This window comes from Rhodanobacter humi, assembly GCF_041107455.1.
Taxonomy (GTDB): Bacteria; Pseudomonadota; Gammaproteobacteria; order Xanthomonadales; family Rhodanobacteraceae; genus Rhodanobacter_A.
The window spans coordinates 1,368,998-1,389,402 of sequence record NZ_JBGBPY010000001.1 but is presented as its reverse complement, the minus strand read 5'-3'; the positions used below and the strand labels follow the sequence as shown (position 1 = coordinate 1,389,402).

Below are 20,405 nucleotides of genomic sequence, written 5' to 3'. Positions count from 1 at the left end.
CGACGATGAAGATCTTGCCAATTCTTGTGCTCATGAGTGGGCTCTCGTATGTCGCCCATGCCCGGGCGGTCGAGCCTCGCGACCTGCTGGAGGTGGCCGACTTCAGTGGCCCTGTCGTATCTCCGAATGGGAAGCTGGTGGCATTCCGGGTCGAGCAGGCTTCGGTTGAGCGCAACACTTACGATGCGTTCTGGTATGTGCAGGATGCCGATGGAGCGTCGCTTCCTCACCGGATCGGGGAGGGTGGCGCGGTTCTGCGCGACTACGTAGGGGATTCTCTGCCAGCTACCGTCGTGTGGTCCCCTGACAATCGCTGGATTTACTACCGCGCCATGATCGATGGGAAGCTCGATGTGTGGCGTGCGGCGGTGGACGGCTCGGGCGCGGAACCCATCACGCATGACGCGGCGGACGTACGCGATTTTGCATTGGGCAAGGACGGACGTGTGCTCAGGTACAGCGTCGGCGCGACCCGCGAGGAGGTCCGGTCGGCGGAGCAGGCCGAGTACGACCACGGCATCCACATTGACGCCACCGTGCCGGTTGGCCAGGAGCTGTTCCGCTCCAGTTATGTCGGTGGGCGCATGGCGACGCAGCGCTTCAGTGACAAGGGTTGGTCCGATGGCGATGCTCCATTGCTGTCCGGCGTGCCGGATCGTTGGATGGAGATCGACCTAGCCACGGGAGCAAGGCGGGTAGTCGCGGGACCGGACGTGCCTGCCGCGCCATCGCTGGCTCCGGGCAAGTTCGGCGTCGCTGGCGACCCATGGAAATCCGTCCGCGACCCGCATGGCGGCAGGACGGCTTGGCTGACACGTGTCGGCGACGGCAAAGGGCAGATGTATCGGCCCGATGTCTTGCTCTCGGCGCTTCCTGGTGGGCACGCCCGGAGGGCCATCACATGCGAGTCGGAATGGTGCACGGGGAAGGCCATCACGGGGATTCAATGGCGTCCGGGGCATGACGAAGTGCTGTTCACCGTCACCGATCCCCGCCTGGGTCTGGCGCAGTCGATCTTTCGATGGAATGTCGAGACCGGGAAGGTGCGCTTGGTCGTGGAGGCCAAAGGGCTGATCAATGGCGGCCGTGATCCAGCATCGGAGTGTGGTGTCTCGGCCAAGGCGCTGGTGTGCGTGACGGCAGAAGCCGATCGTCCGCCGCGGCTGGAGAGGGTCGATCTGGAAAGCGGGCAGCGTCGTGTCCTGTTCGATCCCAACGAGGCGCTCGCGATGGACATGGCCAAGGTTCCGGTGCGTTTGCTGCGGTGGAAGGACAAGCAGGGCCGATGGTTCACGGGCCAGTTCTATCCGGCGCGACGCAGCGGCACCGGGGCGGCGCCATTGTTCATCACTTACTACAGTTGCCCGGGCTTCGTACGTGGTGGGCTGGGGGACGAATGGCCATTGGTCTCCCTGGCGCAGGCTGGTATTTCAGCGCTGTGCATCAACCGGCGGCCGGGTTACACGATGGACGCGGTCGCACGGTATGGGGAGGGACTGGCAGCGGTAGAGAGCGTGATAGATCTGCTGGCCGGGCAGGGTGAGGTCGACCGTGCGCGGGTGGGCATGGGCGGATTGAGCTTCGGCAGCGAGGTGACGATGTGGACGGTCATGAAGTCGGATGTGCTGGCCGCCGCATCGGTGGCCAGTCCGGTGATGTCGCCTCTCTACTACCTGATGAGAAGCCTGAAGGGCAAAAAAACCTTCCTCGACGGCCTGCACGACATGTGGGGACTGGGTTCGCCAAGCGAGACGCCGGAGCGTTGGAAGGTGCTCTCGCCGGTATTCAACCTGGACAGCATCCGCGCGCCGATCCTGATGCAGACACCCGAACAGGAGTACGTGTACGGGTTGGACTACGAGATTCCGCTGATTCGCGAGCATCGGGCGGACCTCTACGTGTTCCCGAACGAGTCGCATCAGAAGTTCCAGCCAAAGCACAAGCTCGCCGTGTACGAAAGGAACCTCGACTGGTTCCGATTCTGGTTGCAGGGCTACGAGGATCCGGCGCCCTCGAAGAGGGCACGGTACATGCGCTGGCGTGTCATGCGGGAGCACACGCAGGAGAGGCGGTCGGCTACCGGCCTTCGCGGCTCCCGGTTAGGCATGGTTTCTTACCCAGTTCTCGATCATGCACAGGTCGAAGATGCGCATGAACGAATGGTCGCGGGCTGGTAGTGGACTTTCCAGAAAGAGATTCAATTTGTGCGGATCCAGCAGGCCGCGGGAGCGGAGATGGCCGTCCAGCAGGAAGCGGCCGATCGCTTCTTTGTTCTTGCGGTACACAGCGAAGGTGTAGTTCATGAAGGTGCCTTTGCTGCGCCGCTCCAGCACGTCTTGCGGAAGCCGCGCGGCGAATGCGGCTCGGGCGACGGTCCGGTTCTGGCCGCCCGATATCCACATCCAGGAGGGAACGCGGAGACAGGCCTCCATCACCGGTTGAGAGAGCAGCGGCATTCGCACTCTTCGATGACCGGCACGAAGCGTGGCGTCCGCAAACATCTGGTTGCCGGCGAGGTCGAAGATCCGTTCCCGATCGCCATGAAGCGCATTGGATGGTGCAGAGAACCAGGGGTGGAGTTCCAGAGGGGAAATCTCGTCGGTCCGTGGCAACAACAAGTAATCCGGTTTGTACGGAGCCCTAGGGTTGAGGGACAGCTTCCGCAGCGCCAGCCGCGCTGCTTTTGTTACGGTGCATCCATGCAGCCTGCTCAGATTGACGATGGCCTTGTAGCCTGCTGCCAACCCGCGCGCCCTGAAGGCGTCGGCTGCAGGCGCGGCGGATCGGAGATAACAGAAGACCGTATCGCCGCCCCCTCCAGAGAACAGGCTGTTCACCCCCTGCGACTCCGCTGCATTGTCCATGGCACGAGCGACTGCACGGCCTAGGGCCCAGACCGCTGGTCGCGGTGAGTGCTTCGGCAGTTCAAAATCGATGTCCGCATCTGCATAGTCGAGTGGCTGCTGTAGCAGCTCGATGCCGAGCCGCTCTGCAATCTGGCTTGCGTAGCTGCGTTCATCGGCGCCTGGTAACGGTGTGATGACTGTGCAACAGGCAACTCGCGCGTTCGCATTCGACAGGCAGACGCCGACGATCGACGAATCCAATCCTCCAGAGAGCTCGAGCAGCACGGTGCGGTCGGTCTTAGCCATGGCGTGAATCACCGAAGTGGTGACCTCCCGAATCATTCGCGCCGCCGTGATGGGGTCGCTCTGCCGGCCCGTTGGCGAGACGAAGCGCCACGGGGACCAGGCCATGCTGGTGGATGTCTTTTTCCCGCCCATCGAGAGGACGCAGCCGGGCAGCAGTTCGCTGATTTCGGCAAGACCAGTACGGGATATCTTCATGTGCGGATAGATCAGACTGTGCCGCACGAAATCCCAATCGATCCGATCGCGATGCAGGCCGAGGCTTGACGCTATCGCCAAGTCGGAGGTGATGAATCCGTTGCCGTGTTGCAGCGAATAGACGCACGCGATGCCGCCGGAGGGGTCACGCATGAGGGTGGTGCTGTTTACTTCTTCTTCGGTGGGCTGGAACAGCAGGTATTCGCCCCAGTGGTGGTCGAGAAGATGCTGTCGAAGTGTCGACTGCGTCGACAGATGCTGAAGATCCACCAGATCGTTGACGGGCCTACCACCCTCGTCATACAGGTCGCCGAGAAGTATGCCGCCGCCCGGCAAATGCAAGGTAGGGGTCTCTTTGGGTGCAAACAGTACGACGCCACCGACGCGGCCGCGGCATTCCATGCCCAGGTCCCGCAGTGGACCTGCGAGCGACCATTCGGAAGCTTCCGGACGGCCGACAGAATTGCCAGACAAGGCGATATAGAGGTAGCACATCAGATCACCCGGATCGGGACATGCGCTTGGGCCGTCCCAACGGTTTCGTTCAATACCAGCGGACCGTGTTGCACCCAGGCATGAGCGGAGAACGGATCGCACGCCACTCCCATGACGAGGTGGGCATGCAAACCGCGCTTGGCGAGGAACCTGACCATCGACAATGAGTCGATCAGACAGCTCATTTCGATGGGTACGTAGGGGCGCGCACGGTTGAATGCGATCGCAGCTTCTGACAAATGCTGCCGGAGTTTGGCTTGATCGCGGACAAGCGGCGATGTTCTGTTGTTGCGGTAGTCGCTCAGGGCCTGGAGGATGGGTTTCAGGCGCCGTACTTTCAGTTGCCAACGCGTCATGGCAACCACAAGAAAGATATCTCGCACCGCATCGAAGGGGACCCGTCTATCGGGGTAGGGCATTTCAATCGCACTCTCGTTGGGGATGGCAAGGTCCGTTGCGGCCCCGTCGCACCCTGCTGCCGTGGTTAGCGGGATAAGGTTGCGCTTGACCAGCCCACCGATGTCGGCGCCCGCATCGTCAGGGTCTTCCAGATAGCTGAGAAGGCTGCGCTCGAGTGCTCTGGAAAGCTGGAAGTATCGGTCGTTCTGGATATCCAAGAAGAACAGCCGGCCATCGAGTTCGCAGAACGATATGTCCGCATTCAGATGCCTGATCATCGTCGCTCCCCTGAAGAGGGGCGCGCTTTTCAGCGCGCCCCTTGGGGGTCAATCTTCGGAAATGCCCGGAAGAACGGGGCCGGCGCCGATCCCCTCGCCGGTTGCGGGGCCTCCCTGGGTTTCGACGCTCGCAACACCGAGCACGATGACTTCTTCCGACGCGTTGTTGCGGGTGTTCTCGTTCGTGTTCATCTCGATCTCCTGCGGTCGCGTCATGGCAGTCCCATGACGCGGGCAGCGTAGGAGGCGGAAATTTTGATTTTCAAATGATTACTGCGCTGTCATCCGGTGATTATTCCGGGGCGTGATGATCGTCACGCCATACCGGATTCTGATGCGATGCTTCTTCGGTCGACGAGCGCTAGTGAAGGAAATCGCTGCGGTCGTTCAGCAGGGCCACGATGCACGGAACAAGTTGCTTCCGGCGTTCGTGGTAGTCGCGTAGCGCGGACTTCAGGGCCGGAATGTCGCGTGCCTGCCAGTGCCGGTTCAGTTCCGAAAGCTCTTCGAAGCCGTGCTCGATCAGTCCCTGCTTGGCCCGGCGTATCGGTGCCAGCCGGTCGTTGGCCTGCTTCACGGCGTGGTGTAGGGATCGGTGGGCAGTCGCGCGGGCGATCGTGTCGAACAGTTGCCATGTCGACTTGACCAGATCGTCGTCGGCGGACGCGATCTCCAGCGTTCCGGTCTCCTGTGCCGTTGGCGCCACGCCGATATCGCATGCCATCAGCAACAGGCGTTCCATCCAGTCGTAGAGATCGCGCAGTGCGACTTCGGTGAGCAACGGTACGTGCAGTCCGGCGCGGGCGTGATCGGCGATCAGGGCTTCGCCGACCAGACGGTACAGCGCGAAGCGGACCGGAGTGGGACTGGTGTTGAACTCTACGGCGAGCGTGGCGGGATCGATCCGCTGCCCGGGTGCATAGCGTCCTGACCGCAGGGCGCGTCTGACCTGTCCATACACGAATGCACTCTTGGAGTGGGTCGCATCCATAGCTCAACTCCATGTCTGCGGATGGTTGACTCCAGAAGCGGATGTTACAAGATCTTACGGAATACGTCGCATGGTGCTGCGGCGAAGGTGCGCGGAATCCGAACCTGGGTCACGAAAACTGGGTCGGTCACTTAAATTTCTATGTGGAAGTGACAGCCCCCTTGTGCTTCCGTCCCGTTCTTCCTCACCCTCCTATCCGGTGAGGTGGAAGGTGTTGACGATGCACTCGGCATGGCCGCACACACTGCGCGCAGGCCGAAGCCGGCGTGATAGCAAACGGTGAGACAGGCGATCGGCAAGCTATCGAAGCAAGCTCACTCAACAGCCAAGGAGAACGACCATGATCCATGACAACGGCATCAACCAAGGCGTGGATTTTGAGAGAGCGCTGGAGCACCTGCACCGCGCTGCTGGCGAGATTTTCCGGCATTACTGGGCAGCCAAGCGCGGCAATGGCAGCGAGGAAGAGATCGCGCGGCTGCGTCAGGCTTACATCGATGCGCAGGCCAAGGCCGAGGCGCTGTCGCGCCACGACAAGGCGGCGATTCAGGCGGTGCTGGACACGCCGGTGTAGATCGCCCACCCAAAGAAGAAAGCCGGGCAGGGTGGGCCGCACGCTTGTGCGCTTCTCGACGCAGATCCCACCAGACCAGACGACACATGGGTCTGGACCTTTGTCAGCCATTCACTACGGATACGTCACGTACCTCAAGAACCAGATGACCGAGCAAGTGGCAGTCGACAGCCGTCGCGCCTTGCAATGCGCACCCCGGTAATGACGCGGACCATTCCAGCAATTTCTGAACTTGGTGCTGGCAATCCGTGACCAACTTGTCGGTATCAATCTCGTAAAAACTTGCTTGTTGACACGATGCTCTGAGCGGAAGTAGTTCTAAAAAAAGGTGCCGCGCGCAACGCGCGGTCTCTCAGGGGACAACACGATGCGTGCACGTTGGCAAGGGAACTGCCTGTGGGCAGTGGCAATGCTGGTGCTGTCGGGCTGGTGTCACGCCCAGTCGGTGACCCCCGATGTCGAATACAAAAAGCTGATCCAGGTCGATCAGAGCATTCACCCGCTAGGGGAGCATCCCTTCGGCGAAAAGGTGGATCTGTCCACCGGCGAGCTGTCCTTCGAGGAAACCGATGTCAGCTTGCCGGGCAATGGCCCGCTGCTGCAGCTGTCGCGCTCGCTCGGCACGACCCTTGGGGTGGGGAACTTCTTTGCCAAGCGGCCCTTCGGGGACTGGGATCTAGACATCCCGCGCATCGAAACGGCGACGGCCAATCAGTCCAATGTCACCGGTTGGGAAGTTCAGGCCACCAATCCCTTGCAGCGTTGCACCTACTTCGGCGCCCCGCCGGATGTCGCGGGCGGGACGATCAACAGCGCCGACTCGTGGGGCTCGGACCAATGGTGGTACGGCTACCACCTGATCGTTCCCGGCGAAGGGAGTCAGACCTTGCTGGCCGACGGGAACTCCTTGACGCCCACGATCGGCGGGCAGACCTTCTGGATCGCCACCAAGCAGAACTGGGTGATCGGTTGCGGGGTGACTGCGGACGATGGTGGCGAGGGCTTCCTGGCCCTTGCTCCGGACGGTACGCGATACACCTTCGCGCACCTGTTCTATCGTCCCATGATCAACATCACCAAGCCGGGCGGCACGCCGCCTGACGGTGTCACGGCTTTCAGCAGTGGAAGCGCCCAGCCGCAGGTCATTGTCGGCGGCACCGACTCCCTGACCCGGCGCGAAGCCTTCATGTACGTGACGCAGGTGCAGGACCGCTTCGGCAACACGCTGACCTACAACTACGATCCCAGTACAGGGTACCTATCCAGCATCAAGGCCAGCGACGGCCGCGAAATCGATGTTACCTACGTGTCGGGCTCGCAGCTGATCCACTCGGTCACCGCCAAGGCGACGAATGTTCCGTCGCGTACCTGGACCTACAGCTACGACACCGCCACCAACTCGACGTTGCCCACGCTGACGGGCGTCACGCTGCCCGATGGTAGCGCTTGGTCGTACAACCTCGCGGGATTCCAGAACGATCTCATCCAGGTGGGTGGCGCCAACTGCAACCTCAACCAGGTGGGAACAGCTACCGTCACAACGACGACAGGCACCGTCACGGCGCCCTCCGGCCTCCAAGGCAGCTTTGCCGAAGAGCCGGTGCTACACGGTCGGTCCTATGTACCCAAATCATGTTGGGGTGGCCTCAACCCTCCCCAACAGGTGTACTTCCTGATCCCCAATGCGTATTACCAGCAGTCGATCACCAGCGAGACGATCACCGGTGCGGGGCTGCCGACGGAAACCTGGAATTACAGCTATTCGGCGGCGAACCAGAGCTGGAAAAGCGACAGCTGCGCCAGCACCAATAGCTGCCCGTCGACCGTGTACACCGATGTGACGGATCCGGGCGGCAACGATACGCGCTACACCTTCAGCAACGTCTTTGACGCCACGGAAGGGCAACTGCAGCGCACGGACTACTACAGCGGCGCGGCGGGCTCCACGTTGTTGCGCTCGGTGGCCAACCTCTACGCCAATCCCACGGGCGGCCCCTGGCCGACCGCCTATGGCATCGACCTGCAAGGGCGCGATAACTACCTGCAGACCGAAGAAGGCTCGCCTCTGCAGCAGCGCACGATCACCCAGGAAGGCCAGAACTACACCTGGCAGGCACTGGCGTTCGACGCCTACGCCCAGCCGACCGATGTGAAGCGCTACAACGACATCGCCGGCCAGTCGCCGATCGAAGAGACCACCGCCTACCTCAACGACACCAACCTCTGGGTGCTGGGCCTGCCGCAGACTGTGACCAACGTGGGCACGGGCGAAGTGGAGTCGAGCAACAGCTACAACAGCCTCGATGAGCTGACGTCGCGCGCCCGCTTCGGCGAGACGCTGATGAGCTACACGTGGAACAGCGCGGGCCAGCTCGCCAGTTTCACCGACGGCAACAGCCACATCACCAACTTAAGCAACTACTACCGCGGTATCCCCCAGGCCATCGGCTACCCGGACAGCACCAGCGAGACGTTGGCCGTGGATGACCTTGGCCAGATCACGTCGATCACCGACCAGTCCGGCCACACCACCGGCTACAGCTACGACGCCATCGGCCGGATCTCGCAGATCAACTACCCCTACGACAGCAGCATCGACAGCGCGCAGTGGTACCCCAAGGTATTCACCTACGCCTACGTGACCGGCGCGGAGCGCGGCGTGGGTGCTGGCCACTGGCGGCGCACGGTCACCCAGGGCAGTGCCACCGACACCACGTATTTCGACGCCGAGCTGCGTCCGGTACTGAACGACACCTCCAACGGCAGCGCGGACATCAGCACCGCCACCGGCTACGACTGGCGCGGCCTGACGACGTTCGCCGCGTATCCGGAGGCTGGTAGCCCGGATCTGTCAGCGATCACCACCGGCACGCACAGTACCTACGACGCGCTGGGCCGGCTGTATCAGACCGTGCAGGATTCTGAGCTTGGCCCGTTAACCACCACCACCAACTACGTGGGCGGTCCCGGCACACAAGTGACCGATCCGAGAGGCAAGGTCACCACGACGTACTTCCAGGCTTTCGACCAGCCGGTCTACAACGCACCGTGGTCGATCAGCGCGCCGGACGGTGTGAGCCAGGGCATCGCGCGCGATATCTACGGCGAGCCAACAGCGATCACCCAGTCCGGCAGCTACGGCACCGAGACGGACAGCGTCACCAAGACGCTGGTCTATGACAGCTACCACCGCCTCTGCCGCACCACCGAGCCGGAAACCGGCAGCACGGTCATGGCCTACGACGGCGCGAACAACCTCGCATGGAGCGCCGAAGGCCAGACCATCATCGAGAGCGGGTGTGGTCAGGACCAGGTGGCTGCTGCGGCGCAAACCGCGCGCAGCTACGACCCGATGAACCGCGTGCTGACGATCGCGCCGCCGGCGGGCACCCAGGGCACGACCTACACCTACGACGCACTGGGCCGCGTGCACACCGCCGTCTCGGGTGTCGCCACGCAAGGGTTTGCCTACAACAGCCTGGGCATGCTGACGGGCGAGAGCCTGCAGGTGAGCGGCTTCACCTGGGCGCTCGGCTACGGCTACGACGCCTACGGCCACCGTGCCACGGTGAGCTACCCGGCCGGCATGGGTACGAGCGAGATCGTGAGCTATGCACCCGATGCGTGGAGCCGCCCCACGCAGGCGGGCAGCTACGCCACCGGCGTCGGCTATTTTCCCAACGGCCAGGTCGAGAGCTTCACCTACGGCAACGGCCGCATCTACGCCGCCACGCAGAACACCCGTTTGCTCACCAGCGCCTTCAGTGACGGCGCGGGGGGTACGACAGATGTACAGGAAGCGCTCACCTACGATGCCGACGGCAACATCACGGCGGTGACGGACCCCAGCGGCCTACGTACCAAGAGCTTCGGCTACGACGACCTAAATCGCCTGACCAGCGCGACGGCCAACAACCTCTACGGCACGGAAAGCTACACCTACGATCCGATCAACAACCTGCGCACCCGGCTGACGCAAGGCCAGACGTTGACTTACAACTACGACGCCACGAACAAGCTGGCGAGCATCACGCAGGGCGCCAGCACGATCGACAGTCTCCGCTACAACGCCCAAGGCGACACGATCGCCCAGAACAGCACTACGCTGGCCTTCGATGCCAAACATCAGCTGACCAGCCTGCCGGGCGTGGAGGGCTACAGCTACGACGCCGCGGGACGGCGGGTGGTGAAGCAGCCGGCGAGCGGCTCGCCCGCGTACTACTTCTACGATCAAGCCGGCCAGCTGATGTACCAGTACGCTCCTGGCACGGCCACGACCACCAACTTCATCTACCTGGGCACGCACCTGATCGCCCGGCACGACCACGTGCAGCTGTCCCAGCCCGGCGCCATCAGCTTCGGCACCAATCCCACCGCCGGCAGCTCGACGGTGAATTGGGGCGGTGCCCCTGCGGCGACCAGTTACATCTTGCAGCAGAGCAGTGATGGCGGCGGCACGTGGGGCACCGTATATGGCGGCAGCGCGACCAGTACCACCGTATCGGGTCTGGCCGCCGGCGGTTACGTCTACCGGGTGCAGGCCTGCATCGGCAGCAACTGCAGCGGCTGGACCACCTCGGCCACGCTGGGCGTGTGGCCGGCGATCCCGACGGTCAGCGTGCCGGGCGGCACGATCAATGGCCCCTACACGGTGAGCTGGACGGCGGTGACGGGAGCTACCGGCTACACCGTGCAGGAAAGCCTCAACGGCGGAGCATGGAGCACGATCGCCACCAACACCACCGCCATCTCGCTCAGCCGTCCGGGCACCACGACGGGCAGCTATACCTACCAGGTCGAGGCAAGCGATGCCTACGGCACGGCGGGTTGGAGCGCGACCTCGGCCGCCGTGAGCGTGAACACCAATTATGGCGTGGTGCCATCACCGGTGCCCACTTTGAGCGTGCCCGCCGCCAGCAGCACCGGTAGCGCCACGGTGAGCTGGACGGCGTCGGCGCCGGTGACCGGGTATACGCTGCAGCAGAGCAGCAACGGCGGCAGTACCTGGACGACGGTGTACAGCGGCACGGCCACCAGCGTGGCGCTGACCGGCCTGGGCAACGGCAGCTACACGTACCAGGTGCAGGCGTGCAACGACACGGCGGGGAACTCGGTGTGCACGGCGTGGGTGACGGGCAGCACGCTGGTGGTGACGCATCCGCCGGCGAACGCGCCCAGCCTCAGCACGCCGGCAAACAGCTATACGGGCAGCTACACCGTGAGCTGGACCGGCGTGGCGACGGCGACGAGCTACGCGCTGCAGGTCAGCAGCAACGGTGGCAGCACCTGGAGCACGGCGTACAGCGGCGGGGCGACTAGCTGGGGTGCCAGCGGCCAGGGCGACGGCAGCTACGTGTACCGCGTGGAGGGCTGCAATGTGGGCGGCTGCGGGCCGTGGAGCGGCAACGGCACGACGACCGTGCTGTTGCCGCCGGCCAGTGCGCCGGGCCTCAGCGTGCCGGGCAGCAGCGCCACCGGCAACTACACGGTGAGCTGGGGCGGCGTGGCCACGGCGACCAGCTACACGCTGCAGATCAGCATCGACAGCGGCGGCTGGAGCACGGTGCAGTCGAGCGGTGCGACGAGCTGGGGCGCCAGCGGCCAGGCCACCGGCACATACGCCTACCAAGTGCAGGCCTGCAACGCGGCTGGCTGCGGGCCGTGGAGCGGCACCGGCACGACCAACGTGTTGTTGCCGCCGGGGAGTGCGCCCAGCCTGAGCGTACCGAGCAACAGCGCCACCGGCAGCTACACGGTGAGCTGGGGCTCGGTGGCGACCGCGGCGAGCTACACGTTGCAGGAGAGCCTCAACGGCGGTGGCTGGAGCACGGTGCAATCGAGCAGTGCGACCAGTTGGAATGCCAGCGGCCGAACCCCCGGCACCTATGCGTATCACGTGCAGGCGTGCAACGCGAGCGGCTGCGGGCCGTGGAGCGGCTCGGCGACGATCAGAGTGATGCTGCCACCGGTAGCGCCAGCTTACGTCTCCGCGCCGGACTCGGAGCCTTACCCGAGCGGTACCTGGGTAGTGAGCTGGGCGTCGGTGAGTAGTGCGACTAGCTACAACGCCAAGCGCACCAACACCGGGACGAACACGGTGGTGGCGGTCTACAGCGGTAGCGGAACGAGTGTTTACCAATCGAATGTCGTGCCCGGCACGTATGTCTACTCAGTACAGGCATGCAACGCCTGGGGATGCTCGGGGTGGCAAACGTCGGACCCGGTCACGGTGTCGTGCACGACGATGAGTATGGCAACCCAGACCAATGGCAAGGGCGTGAAACAACCCGATCTCATTAAATGCCCGTGATACGGCGATGGCAAATATTTCTCTATGGTCTGGTTGACTTCCTTCTCTCTAACGGTTGACTTGACTCATGGAAAATACTTAAAGGAGAAAGCGTCGTGAATCTTCTATCTTTGCGCAGTCTGAATGCCGGTACGGCGAGGTTGCTGCTATATCTGGTGGCGATATTGATGCTTGGGGTCGCGTCACAGGTCGCGCATGCCACAACAGCAACCAATTGGAAATTCCCGGACAAACTTCGCGCCGTGCATTTCTGGCAGCCATGGATCGATACCAATCCATCTGGAAGTAAGGGGGCTTGGTTGGAATATAGCTTGTCGGGGCTTGATCTGCAGCGGGCTGATAGCGAGCTTAAAATGGTATCCGAGCAGGGATTTAATACGGTAGTGCTCTGGGTTCCATGGGGCAATATCATGTCCTCTGTCAATTATGTTGACTCAAGCCCATCCAGCATGACATATGTCTTCGATAGCAATAATGAAGCCAAGTTGCAGGGGTTTGTCCAATCCGCTGCTCACTATGGGCTGAGTGTCGTTCTTATGCCACTCACGGCCGCAAACCCAACGCTGTACCATGACAACGGCGTGACGCCAAGTACGCGCGTCTGCAGCACAAATTTCAATGTCTTTTACAATCCAGCCGGAAATGGGGCGCCATGTACCTGGTCCAGCAATTTGGTGTATGCACTTTTCACTGATACCAATTTGTTTGACGCATACAACGCATTTCTCGTTGAACTGAGTCGAGCGGTGGCTGGCATGGGGAACGTGTACGGCTTCATCATTCCATGGGAGACGGATAATGCACCCCAAGGACAAATAACCGTTAGCCAAGTGACCTCGATGGCCAACAGCCTAAAGGCATATGACAAAACCAAAGCGGTCGCTTACTACCCGAGGCCTGGTGACCCTAGCGCCATGTACTACATTGCTGGTACAGATTTTGTTGCCATGGGATGGTACGGAGCAGGGAGTGGAGCAATGCCGCTGCCATTGGCCGACGATACTGCCTATGTGGTGTCGATGAGTAGGCAGGCCCAACCGGTCGGTGCTCCACCCATGAAGGTATTCATATACGAATTTGCCTACGATGCTCATACGGTGTGTGAGAATTTTGATGTCAAGGGTGGCTGTTCAACCGCCGCAAAGCATGATCCAACATCTGGTGCCGACCAGCCGGTGGCCGGATGGGATACACGAGGGGAGATGTGGCAGGACATATTTGTTGGCTACCAGAGTTCGACATGGAAGGACATCGGCGTAGTAAACCAAATGGAGTCGAATTCCAATTTGCTCGGATACTCTTATTGGGGTCTGTATGATGCGGACCCCTACAGCCCGCTTTGTGATCCAAGTACGGCAACTCAAGACTATTACAGTACATGGGGCTTTGGGCTTATCAAGCTGGTTCCAACGCAAGCCAGCCAGACGGCAACAACGTGCCAAGCTTTTGTGAATGCGAATCTTTCGGGGTTTACCGAAAAGCCGCGTGCCGCGTGGAACACGTTTGGTCGTATTCTTAAAACACCTCAGATCGATGCTCTGGGTCTCGGATGCGCCAACGACCAGTGCATTTGGATAACAGGCGAGCGTTTTGCAGGGCAGTTCGAGGATGCTTCGATATTCCCGTCAACGTGTCACGTTGACTTCTATACGCCAGACTGGAGCGCGCCGGGGTTTCTGCAGACGGTAGTGCCTGACTACTGCGACGACAGAGGAATCACGCTTACGATCCCGTCCAGCATTTTGCAGAAATACCGGGCTGTGAATGTCACGGTGGTCAACAAGTACGGCATGTGGTCAGTACCGAAGCTGATTAGCCTTTCTGCTCCATAGTGGTCGAGCAACGCCTTCTATATGTGGATAGTGCGCAAGGGCAACTCATGTCGAGTTGCCCTTGACTAAGAAAATGGAATGAGGTTATGGCTTACTGAGCAACACGATGATTAATGCCGCCTCAAGTATCGGACACGGTCATGGTGTGGTGCGCGACGATGGGTTTGGTCACCCCCAGACCAATGGCAAGTGCAAGTGCGAGAAAAACCATCTCATTACTTGCCCGTGATACGGCGATGGCGATCCAGAAAGGGCACACCATGAAGATCCGTCAGCTTGTCATCCGTTCCTTGTGCTTGCTCGGCCTGTGGCTGGGCTTGGGATTGGAGGTCCACGCGCAAACGGACAAGGTGACCTATGTCTACACCGATCCGCAGGGCACGCCGTTGGTGGAGGCGGACGTATCGGGTAATGTTATCGCGCGGTACGACTACACGCCCTACGGCAGTTCGGTCGCATCGCTGGGGAGTCCGCCGGACGGGCCTGGCTATACCGGACACGTGAACGATCCGGAGACTGGGCTGGTGTACATGCAGGCACGGTACTACCAGCCGGTTGGGCGGTTCTTGAGTCCGGATCCGGTAGCGCCGGAGCCGGGTAACCTCTTTGGATTCAATCGATACGCCTACGCCAATAACAACCCAATCACGAATACCGACCCGACTGGCAGAGAATCGGCAGAGATCTCGTATGAGACGACAAAATCCCTGACGGAGGCAATGAACCAGCGTCATGACCCTAAGGAGGCAAAGGCGGGGTTGATCATGATGGGGGTTGTGTATGGGGGCGCGGTGGCCATTGTGGCTGGACCAGAGATGACGGCTGTCGGAGCGGTCCGTGCGTATCGTGCATGGAAATTCGAGCGGTCATTGAACCAAGTCAGAAAACGACTGGATGGATGGACGGAAACCCCGAACAAAAAGGGAGTGGGAAGCCGCTTTGAAGATCCAGCAAACCCAAAGGGAAATAGAGTGAGGGTTGATATGGGTACGCCTGATCATGTGTATCCATCACAGCGCGTTGATCATGTGGTCGAGCAGCGTAATGGGTCTACAGTGGATGCAAATGGTAAGCCGATAATATCGAATAAGCCGACATCCACCCCAGAGGCGCATACCCCTCTTAAGACATGGCTGAATAAAAATGGCTAACCGTATCGAGCATGGCGACATGGACATAACTGCGCCACGGAAGAGGCTTGAGATGATCTCCTTGCTTGATGAGTTGTCTGATAAAAGCAAGCAAGACCACTTATGGTTGATGCACGAAGACTATCCATCTTCGTCTGGAATAGATGATGTTTTTCATTTTTTCTTCGATGATACTGACCTGAATAAGGATGTTGATTCGGAAATTGGCCGTATATTAAAAGATCAAGTTGAGGCTGTCGTAATCAGTAATGTCTGTAATGCCTTGGATCAATTGTTTCAGAAATTGGGTGATGCTGATTCAAGCGTGTATATGTCTGATCCCGCGTGGTTATCCTTGATGCACCTTGCACAAGCTGCACTGATAGTCTTGCGGGATTCAGAATAGAGATGAGCGTAAGATTGGGTTCCGGAAGAGAGTGTGCTGTGACTAAGTGCGCCAGCGCTTCGGAGAGGGGGCGGCCGCGAACTAGATAGGCTAGATGGCAGCATCCGTGGTTGCTGCTGTGCGGCTTGGGTGTTGCGATCGCACCGTAGCGCTTGCAGGCAACGCATCAGTTCGCCTCGAACGCACCACGCAGCCACTGCATGCGCGCGTCGGCAGCAGAGCCGTCGTAGCTCACCACGTCGAATCGGCAGGCGCGTTGCGCGTGTTGCGGATGGGCGGCCAGCCACAGTTGCGCGGTGCGGATCAGCTTGTCCTGCTTGCTGCGGGTGATCGAGGCGAGTGCGTCGCCGTGGCCGGCGCGCACGCGGTAGCGCACTTCGACGAACACGATGGTGTCGCCGTCGAGCATGACGAGGTCGAGTTCGCCGTGGCGGGTGGTGTAGTTGCGCGCGAGTGGTTTCAGGCCGGCGCGTTCGAGCTCGGCGCCGGCGCGCTGCTCGAACGCGGCGCCGGTGCTGCGCATCAGCCGGCCGACGAGGCGGCCGCCGGCTGTTCGCTGCTGCTGGCCGGTGCCGGTGCCGGTGCGGTGCCGGACGGTACGGGCTGGTCGTCCACCTGCAGGCTGCCGCCCAATGGGCGGGCGAGGCCGTTCTGGAATTTCGCCCAGATCAGCACGCGGCGGATGCGGCCGAACTGGTCGGCGGTGAGCTGGCCGCTGGCGCCGGGCAGGTAGCTGCCGGGGTGGTCGCGCAGCCAGTCCAGGTAGGGCACCAGGTTCCACGCGTCCATGCCGAACGCGAACAGCCGCGCGCTGCCGTCGCGTGCGGCGGGCAGCAGGGTGGCGATGTCGTCGTGGTGCGGCAGGCCGGGCTGGGCGTCGAACAGCCAGGGCGCGTCGCAGAATTCCACGCCGTTGAGGTCGCCGTCGGCGGTGGGGTTGTCACTACCGGCATAGACGTGCGAGGTGCCGAACACCGGCAGTGCGATCTTGGCGATCTGCAACTGCGGCAGCAGCAGGCGCGCCTGGTTTGGGCGCATGCTGATGAAGATGCCGGCGTCGCTCGCCGTCGTGGATGCGACGGCGCTCGTGCTGGCGCTGCTGGCGGGGTTGGAAGTGTCGGGTGTCGCGGCGCCTGGCGTGGCGCTGGCGGGCAGGTGCAGGTTGGCGATCAGGTTGGCGTAGTTCGCGCCGCCGGCGGGCAGCGTGGCCATGCCGGTGACCTCGCCGCCGCGGGCGAGCAGTTCGGCCTTGAACGCGCCGGCGGCGCGCTGGGCGAAGTCGTCGCTGGAGATCACCACGTAAGCCTGGTGCAGGCCGCGTTCGATCATGTGGTCGGCGGCCTGGGCACCCTCGGTTTCCGGCAGCAGGCCGAATTCGCTGGCATCGGTCGCGGGCAGCTGCTTGCTGTCGGGGTGATTCAGCGCCAGCACCGGCACCGGCAGCTTGGGCTGGCCGAACAGTGCAGCCACCGCGCCGCGGGTGAGCGGGCCGACCACCAGTTGCGCGCCGTCGCTGGCCGCCTGCTGGTAGGCCTTGAGCGCGCCGTCGGCGCTGCCCTGTGTGTCGTAGATGCGGACCGAGGCGCGCGGTGCGTGGGTGCGGGCGTCTTCCGCATAGGCGGCGAAGAAGCCCTCGCGGATCGCGTCGCTGGCAGCGGCGAAGGCACCGCTGGTGGGCAGCAGCAAGGCCACGCGGGCGGGCATCTTGTAGCCCTCGCGCACCTCGGCATTGGCGCCGGGCAGCAGGGTGCCCACCGGCTGCTGCAGCGAGGGCGGTGGCTGCGCCACGGCGACGCCGAGCTGGCTGAGTGCCTCGTTGGTCCACGACAGCATGCGGTCGCCCGGCTTCATCGCGGCGGCGCGCTGCTTCAGCGAGGCCACGTCGAGCTGGGTCAGTTCGGCGAGGACCTGCTTGCGGTTCTCCGCGCGATCCAGTCCCTGCAGGCTGTCGTCCATCTGCACGCGGGTGCGCGCGGCGCCCCAGTGGTCGCCGCTGGCGGACTGGGCGCGGGCGCGCAACTCGTACAGGCGCAGCTGCAGCTTGCCCGGTACGGCGACGGTGGGCTGGGTGGTGAGCCGCAGCGCGGTGGCCGCGTCGTGGTGGCGCAGCGCGAGGTCGGCACGCAACAGGTCGAAGCGCACCGCGTCGTCGCCTTGCAGGTTGGCGCGCTTGATCTGCGCCAGCGTGGGCGCGGCGTCGTCGATGCGGCCTTCCTCGCGCCAGGACTCGGCTGCGAGCAGACGGTAATGGTCGGCATGGCCGCCGTATTGCGCGGCCAGCGCGAGATAAGCCTGCGCGGCCTGGTCGAACTGGCCTTGCCGCGCCAGCGCGGCGGCGCCGTCCGCTGCGCTGATCTCGGCGGGCGAAGGTTTCGCGTTGCCGGGGACGCAGCCGCTCAGCGCGAGCGTTCCGGTCAACAACAGGGTCAGGCCGAGGGTCGTCAGGGATGGCCGGGGAACGGAACGCAGGCGCATCGGAGCTCTCTTGTCGGTATTCGCGGCGAGTGTGCGCGATGATAGCCGATCGTTTCCGTGACTCGGGTCCGCAGGAGCTTGCACATGTCATCCGTCCAACCCGGTTGCCTGTGGGTGGTTGCCACACCGATCGGCCATCGCGACGATTTTTCCGCGCGCGCGATCGCGACGTTGCGCGAGGTGGCGGTGATCGCCGCCGAGGACACCCGCCACAGCCGTCCGCTGCTGCTTCACCACAACATCGCCACGCCGCTGCTCGCGCTGCACGAGCACAACGAGCGCGAGGTGGTCGAGGCCGTGGTGCGACGCCTGCAGGGCGGCGAATCGGTGGCGCTGATTTCCGATGCGGGCACGCCGCTGATTTCCGATCCCGGTTTCCGGCTGGTGCGCGCGGCACGCGCGGCGGGCATCCGCTGCGCGCCGGTGCCGGGTGCCTGCGCGGCGATCGCTGCGCTGTCGGTGGCGGGACTGCCCAGCGACCGTTTCGTGTTCGAGGGTTTTTTGCCGCCGAAGTCCGCGGCACGCCGCGCGCGCCTGCAGGAACTGGCGGGCGAGCCGCGTACGCTGATCTTCTACGAATCCTCGCATCGCGTCGCCGAGAGTCTGGCCGACATGCGCGCGGTGTTCGGCGACGGGCGTGAGGCGGTGCTGGCGCGCGAACTCACCAAGCTGTTCGAGACGGTGCTCGACGAGCCGCTGGCGCAACTCGCCGAACGCGTGGCGAACGATCCGGACCAGCAGCGCGGCGAATGCGTGATCCTCGTCGCCGGCCGCGGCGAGGAAGCCGATGCGAAGCTTGCCGAAGGCCAGCGCATCTTCGCGATCCTGCGCGAGGAACTGCCGCCGGCGAAGGCCGCCAAGCTCGCGGCGGCGATCAGTGGCGCGCCGCGCAAGCTTCTATATGAGGGGTAGTGTGGGTTGGCACCGATGGGAGTCGATGCAGCGCCGGGCACCCTCTCCCGATGGGAGAGGGAAAGTTGTTGGCGCTATCGCGCTACAATCCTCGATGGAGTCGGCCGGACAGTCGCGTCGCGCGCAAGCGCATCGAGGAAAGTCCGGGCTCCACAGGGCAGAGTGCCAGGTAACACCTGGGCGGCGTGAGCCGACGGCCAGTGCAACAGAGAGCAGACCGCCGATGGCCCGCAAGGGCACAGGCAAGGGTGAAAGGGTGCGGTAAGAGCGCACCGCGTACGGGGCCAACGCCGTACGGCACGGTAAACCCCACTCGGAGCAAGACCAAATAGGGGGACATTGGCGCGGCCCGCGTCGTCCCCGGGTAGGTTGCTGGAGCCAGGCGGCGACGCCTGGCCGAGAGGAATGACTGTCGCGCCGCAAGGCGTACAGAACCCGGCTTACAGGCCGACTCCACCTTTCCCTTCCCAGTCCCGGCGCGCCACGCGTGCGCCGGGACTGGCCATGGGTGCGTGCATGCGGCCGCGCATGGTGCGAGGTGAACAGCGGTTCATGCCCAACCGCTCCCGCCGGCGCAAGGAGCGGGTTTTTGCGATCCGCTGGGACGGATGCGTTGCAGAAAAATTTCCCTGCATTCAAGCACCTTGGGGATGTTCCTCAGGAAGTGCTGGAAACGCCGCCACAACTTCGCCTTTCTCCTTGATTCACAAGCAAAAATCCCTTGACAGTCTCAGGGGGCGAGACTATCGTGGCTTTCAGTGTGAAATCGTGGGTTTTCGTGGAGTCTATTGCGTGTTCCAGGGCGAAACCGCCATCACCGTCGACGACAAGGGCCGCCTGGCCATACCGACCGCGTATCGCGAGTTGGTGGCCGGTGCCTGCGCGAACCGGCTGGTGGTCACCTACAACCCGTTCGAGCCGGGCTGCCTGTGGCTGTTCCCGCACGAGGAGTGGGAGAAGGTGCGCGACCAGGTCAACGCGCTGTCCAAGGTGGTCAAGTCGCACCGCGACATGCAGATGAAGATCGTCGGTGCCGCCGCGGTGGTGGAACCCGACGGCGCCGCGCGCATCCTGCTGCCGGCCAGTCAGCGCGCGACCACCGGCATCGAGAAGAAGGCGGTCCTGCTGGGCATGGGCAACAAGTTCGAGCTGTGGAGCGAACAGGCCCACCTGGCCAAGATCCGCCAGACCATCGGCGAAGACGAAATCACCAACGAGATGGCCGCGCTGCAGCTGTAGTGCGGCGCACGTTTTTG

Annotated in this window: 14 protein-coding genes and 1 other RNA gene; 9 read left to right on the top strand and 6 right to left on the bottom strand. The window is 62.7% G+C overall.

Features of this window, described 5'->3' with window-relative positions; genetic code table 11:
- The first annotated feature begins 5 nt into the window (after positions 1 to 5).
- Positions 6 to 2,177: an Atxe2 family lasso peptide isopeptidase gene (locus AB7878_RS06165; RefSeq protein WP_369493513.1), complete on the top strand. Its 2,172-nt coding sequence runs from the start codon at positions 6 to 8 to the stop codon at positions 2,175 to 2,177.
- Here AB7878_RS06165 and AB7878_RS06160 read toward each other — a convergent pair.
- The 4 genes from AB7878_RS06160 to AB7878_RS06145 all read right to left on the bottom strand — a co-directional run bounded on the left by AB7878_RS06160 (position 2,100) and on the right by AB7878_RS06145 (position 5,510).
- Positions 2,100 to 3,842, bottom strand: a complete 1,743-nt coding sequence (locus AB7878_RS06160; protein WP_369493512.1) for an asparagine synthase-related protein — start codon at positions 3,840 to 3,842, stop codon at positions 2,100 to 2,102. The genes AB7878_RS06165 and AB7878_RS06160 overlap by 78 nt on opposite strands.
- Positions 3,842 to 4,519, bottom strand: coding sequence for a lasso peptide biosynthesis B2 protein (locus AB7878_RS06155; RefSeq protein WP_369493511.1), 678 nt, complete (start codon positions 4,517 to 4,519; stop codon positions 3,842 to 3,844). Before AB7878_RS06155 ends, AB7878_RS06160 begins: the two co-directional genes overlap by 1 nt.
- A 48-nt stretch (positions 4,520 to 4,567) precedes the next feature.
- Entirely contained in the window at positions 4,568 to 4,711 is a 144-nt protein-coding gene (locus AB7878_RS06150) for a benenodin family lasso peptide (RefSeq protein WP_369493510.1), read from the bottom strand.
- A 169-nt stretch (positions 4,712 to 4,880) separates the two neighbouring features.
- Complete coding sequence (locus AB7878_RS06145; RefSeq protein WP_369493509.1) at positions 4,881 to 5,510, bottom strand: GntR family transcriptional regulator; 630 nt, start codon at positions 5,508 to 5,510, stop codon at positions 4,881 to 4,883.
- A gap of 340 nt (positions 5,511 to 5,850) precedes the next feature.
- On the opposite strand from AB7878_RS06145, the gene AB7878_RS06140 reads away from it, so the two are divergent.
- From AB7878_RS06140 to AB7878_RS06120, 5 genes are all read left to right on the top strand, one after another.
- Complete coding sequence (locus AB7878_RS06140; protein ID WP_369493508.1) at positions 5,851 to 6,084, top strand: hypothetical protein; 234 nt, start codon at positions 5,851 to 5,853, stop codon at positions 6,082 to 6,084.
- 367 nt (positions 6,085 to 6,451) lie between these two features.
- Positions 6,452 to 12,394: a hypothetical protein gene (locus AB7878_RS06135; RefSeq protein WP_369493507.1), complete on the top strand. Its 5,943-nt coding sequence runs from the start codon at positions 6,452 to 6,454 to the stop codon at positions 12,392 to 12,394.
- A 95-nt stretch (positions 12,395 to 12,489) separates the two neighbouring features.
- Positions 12,490 to 14,226: a hypothetical protein gene (locus AB7878_RS06130; protein ID WP_369493506.1), complete on the top strand. Its 1,737-nt coding sequence runs from the start codon at positions 12,490 to 12,492 to the stop codon at positions 14,224 to 14,226.
- 158 nt (positions 14,227 to 14,384) lie between these two features.
- The gene (locus AB7878_RS06125) at positions 14,385 to 15,377 is read left to right on the top strand and encodes an RHS repeat-associated core domain-containing protein (protein ID WP_369493505.1); all 993 of its coding nucleotides are present in this window, start codon (positions 14,385 to 14,387) and stop codon (positions 15,375 to 15,377) included.
- A complete protein-coding gene (locus AB7878_RS06120) occupies positions 15,370 to 15,762 on the top strand; it encodes an SCO4402 family protein (RefSeq protein WP_369493504.1) in 393 nt (130 codons plus the stop codon). Before AB7878_RS06125 ends, AB7878_RS06120 begins: the two co-directional genes overlap by 8 nt.
- 166 nt (positions 15,763 to 15,928) lie before the next feature.
- Here AB7878_RS06120 and AB7878_RS06115 read toward each other — a convergent pair whose 3' ends face one another.
- Positions 15,929 to 16,285, bottom strand: coding sequence for a YraN family protein (locus AB7878_RS06115; RefSeq protein ID WP_369493503.1), 357 nt, complete (start codon positions 16,283 to 16,285; stop codon positions 15,929 to 15,931).
- Positions 16,285 to 18,237: a penicillin-binding protein activator gene (locus tag AB7878_RS06110; RefSeq protein WP_369493502.1), complete on the bottom strand. Its 1,953-nt coding sequence runs from the start codon at positions 18,235 to 18,237 to the stop codon at positions 16,285 to 16,287. Before AB7878_RS06110 ends, AB7878_RS06115 begins: the two co-directional genes overlap by 1 nt.
- Before the next feature lie 84 nt (positions 18,238 to 18,321).
- On the opposite strand from AB7878_RS06110, the gene rsmI reads away from it, so the two are divergent.
- The 3 genes from rsmI to mraZ all read left to right on the top strand — a co-directional run bounded on the left by rsmI (position 18,322) and on the right by mraZ (position 20,388).
- Positions 18,322 to 19,149: a 16S rRNA (cytidine(1402)-2'-O)-methyltransferase gene (gene rsmI / locus AB7878_RS06105; RefSeq protein WP_369493501.1), complete on the top strand. Its 828-nt coding sequence runs from the start codon at positions 18,322 to 18,324 to the stop codon at positions 19,147 to 19,149.
- Between the two features lie 96 nt (positions 19,150 to 19,245).
- An RNA gene (rnpB, locus tag AB7878_RS06100) (RNase P RNA component class A) lies at positions 19,246 to 19,608 on the top strand.
- A gap of 333 nt (positions 19,609 to 19,941) precedes the next feature.
- The gene (gene mraZ, locus AB7878_RS06095; RefSeq protein WP_369493500.1) at positions 19,942 to 20,388 is read left to right on the top strand and encodes a division/cell wall cluster transcriptional repressor MraZ; all 447 of its coding nucleotides are present in this window, start codon (positions 19,942 to 19,944) and stop codon (positions 20,386 to 20,388) included.
- Positions 20,389 to 20,405: the final 17 nt, after the last annotated feature.

What these genes read in the sequence shown, in the direction of transcription:
- AB7878_RS06145 (WP_369493509.1), bottom strand. Translation starts at nt 5,510, where the DNA reads ATGGATGCGACCCACTCCAAGAGTGCATTCGTGTATGGACAGGTCAGA.
- AB7878_RS06125 (WP_369493505.1), top strand. Translation starts at nt 14,385, where the DNA reads ATGGGTTTGGTCACCCCCAGACCAATGGCAAGTGCAAGTGCGAGAAAA.
- AB7878_RS06165 (WP_369493513.1), top strand. Translation starts at nt 6, where the DNA reads ATGAAGATCTTGCCAATTCTTGTGCTCATGAGTGGGCTCTCGTATGTC.
- AB7878_RS06135 (WP_369493507.1), top strand. Translation starts at nt 6,452, where the DNA reads ATGCGTGCACGTTGGCAAGGGAACTGCCTGTGGGCAGTGGCAATGCTG.
- AB7878_RS06110 (WP_369493502.1), bottom strand. Translation starts at nt 18,237, where the DNA reads ATGCGCCTGCGTTCCGTTCCCCGGCCATCCCTGACGACCCTCGGCCTG.
- AB7878_RS06160 (WP_369493512.1), bottom strand. Translation starts at nt 3,842, where the DNA reads ATGTGCTACCTCTATATCGCCTTGTCTGGCAATTCTGTCGGCCGTCCG.
- AB7878_RS06120 (WP_369493504.1), top strand. Translation starts at nt 15,370, where the DNA reads ATGGCTAACCGTATCGAGCATGGCGACATGGACATAACTGCGCCACGG.
- rsmI (WP_369493501.1), top strand. Translation starts at nt 18,322, where the DNA reads ATGTCATCCGTCCAACCCGGTTGCCTGTGGGTGGTTGCCACACCGATC.
- AB7878_RS06140 (WP_369493508.1), top strand. Translation starts at nt 5,851, where the DNA reads ATGATCCATGACAACGGCATCAACCAAGGCGTGGATTTTGAGAGAGCG.
- AB7878_RS06150 (WP_369493510.1), bottom strand. Translation starts at nt 4,711, where the DNA reads ATGAACACGAACGAGAACACCCGCAACAACGCGTCGGAAGAAGTCATC.
- AB7878_RS06115 (WP_369493503.1), bottom strand. Translation starts at nt 16,285, where the DNA reads ATGCGCAGCACCGGCGCCGCGTTCGAGCAGCGCGCCGGCGCCGAGCTC.
- AB7878_RS06155 (WP_369493511.1), bottom strand. Translation starts at nt 4,519, where the DNA reads ATGATCAGGCATCTGAATGCGGACATATCGTTCTGCGAACTCGATGGC.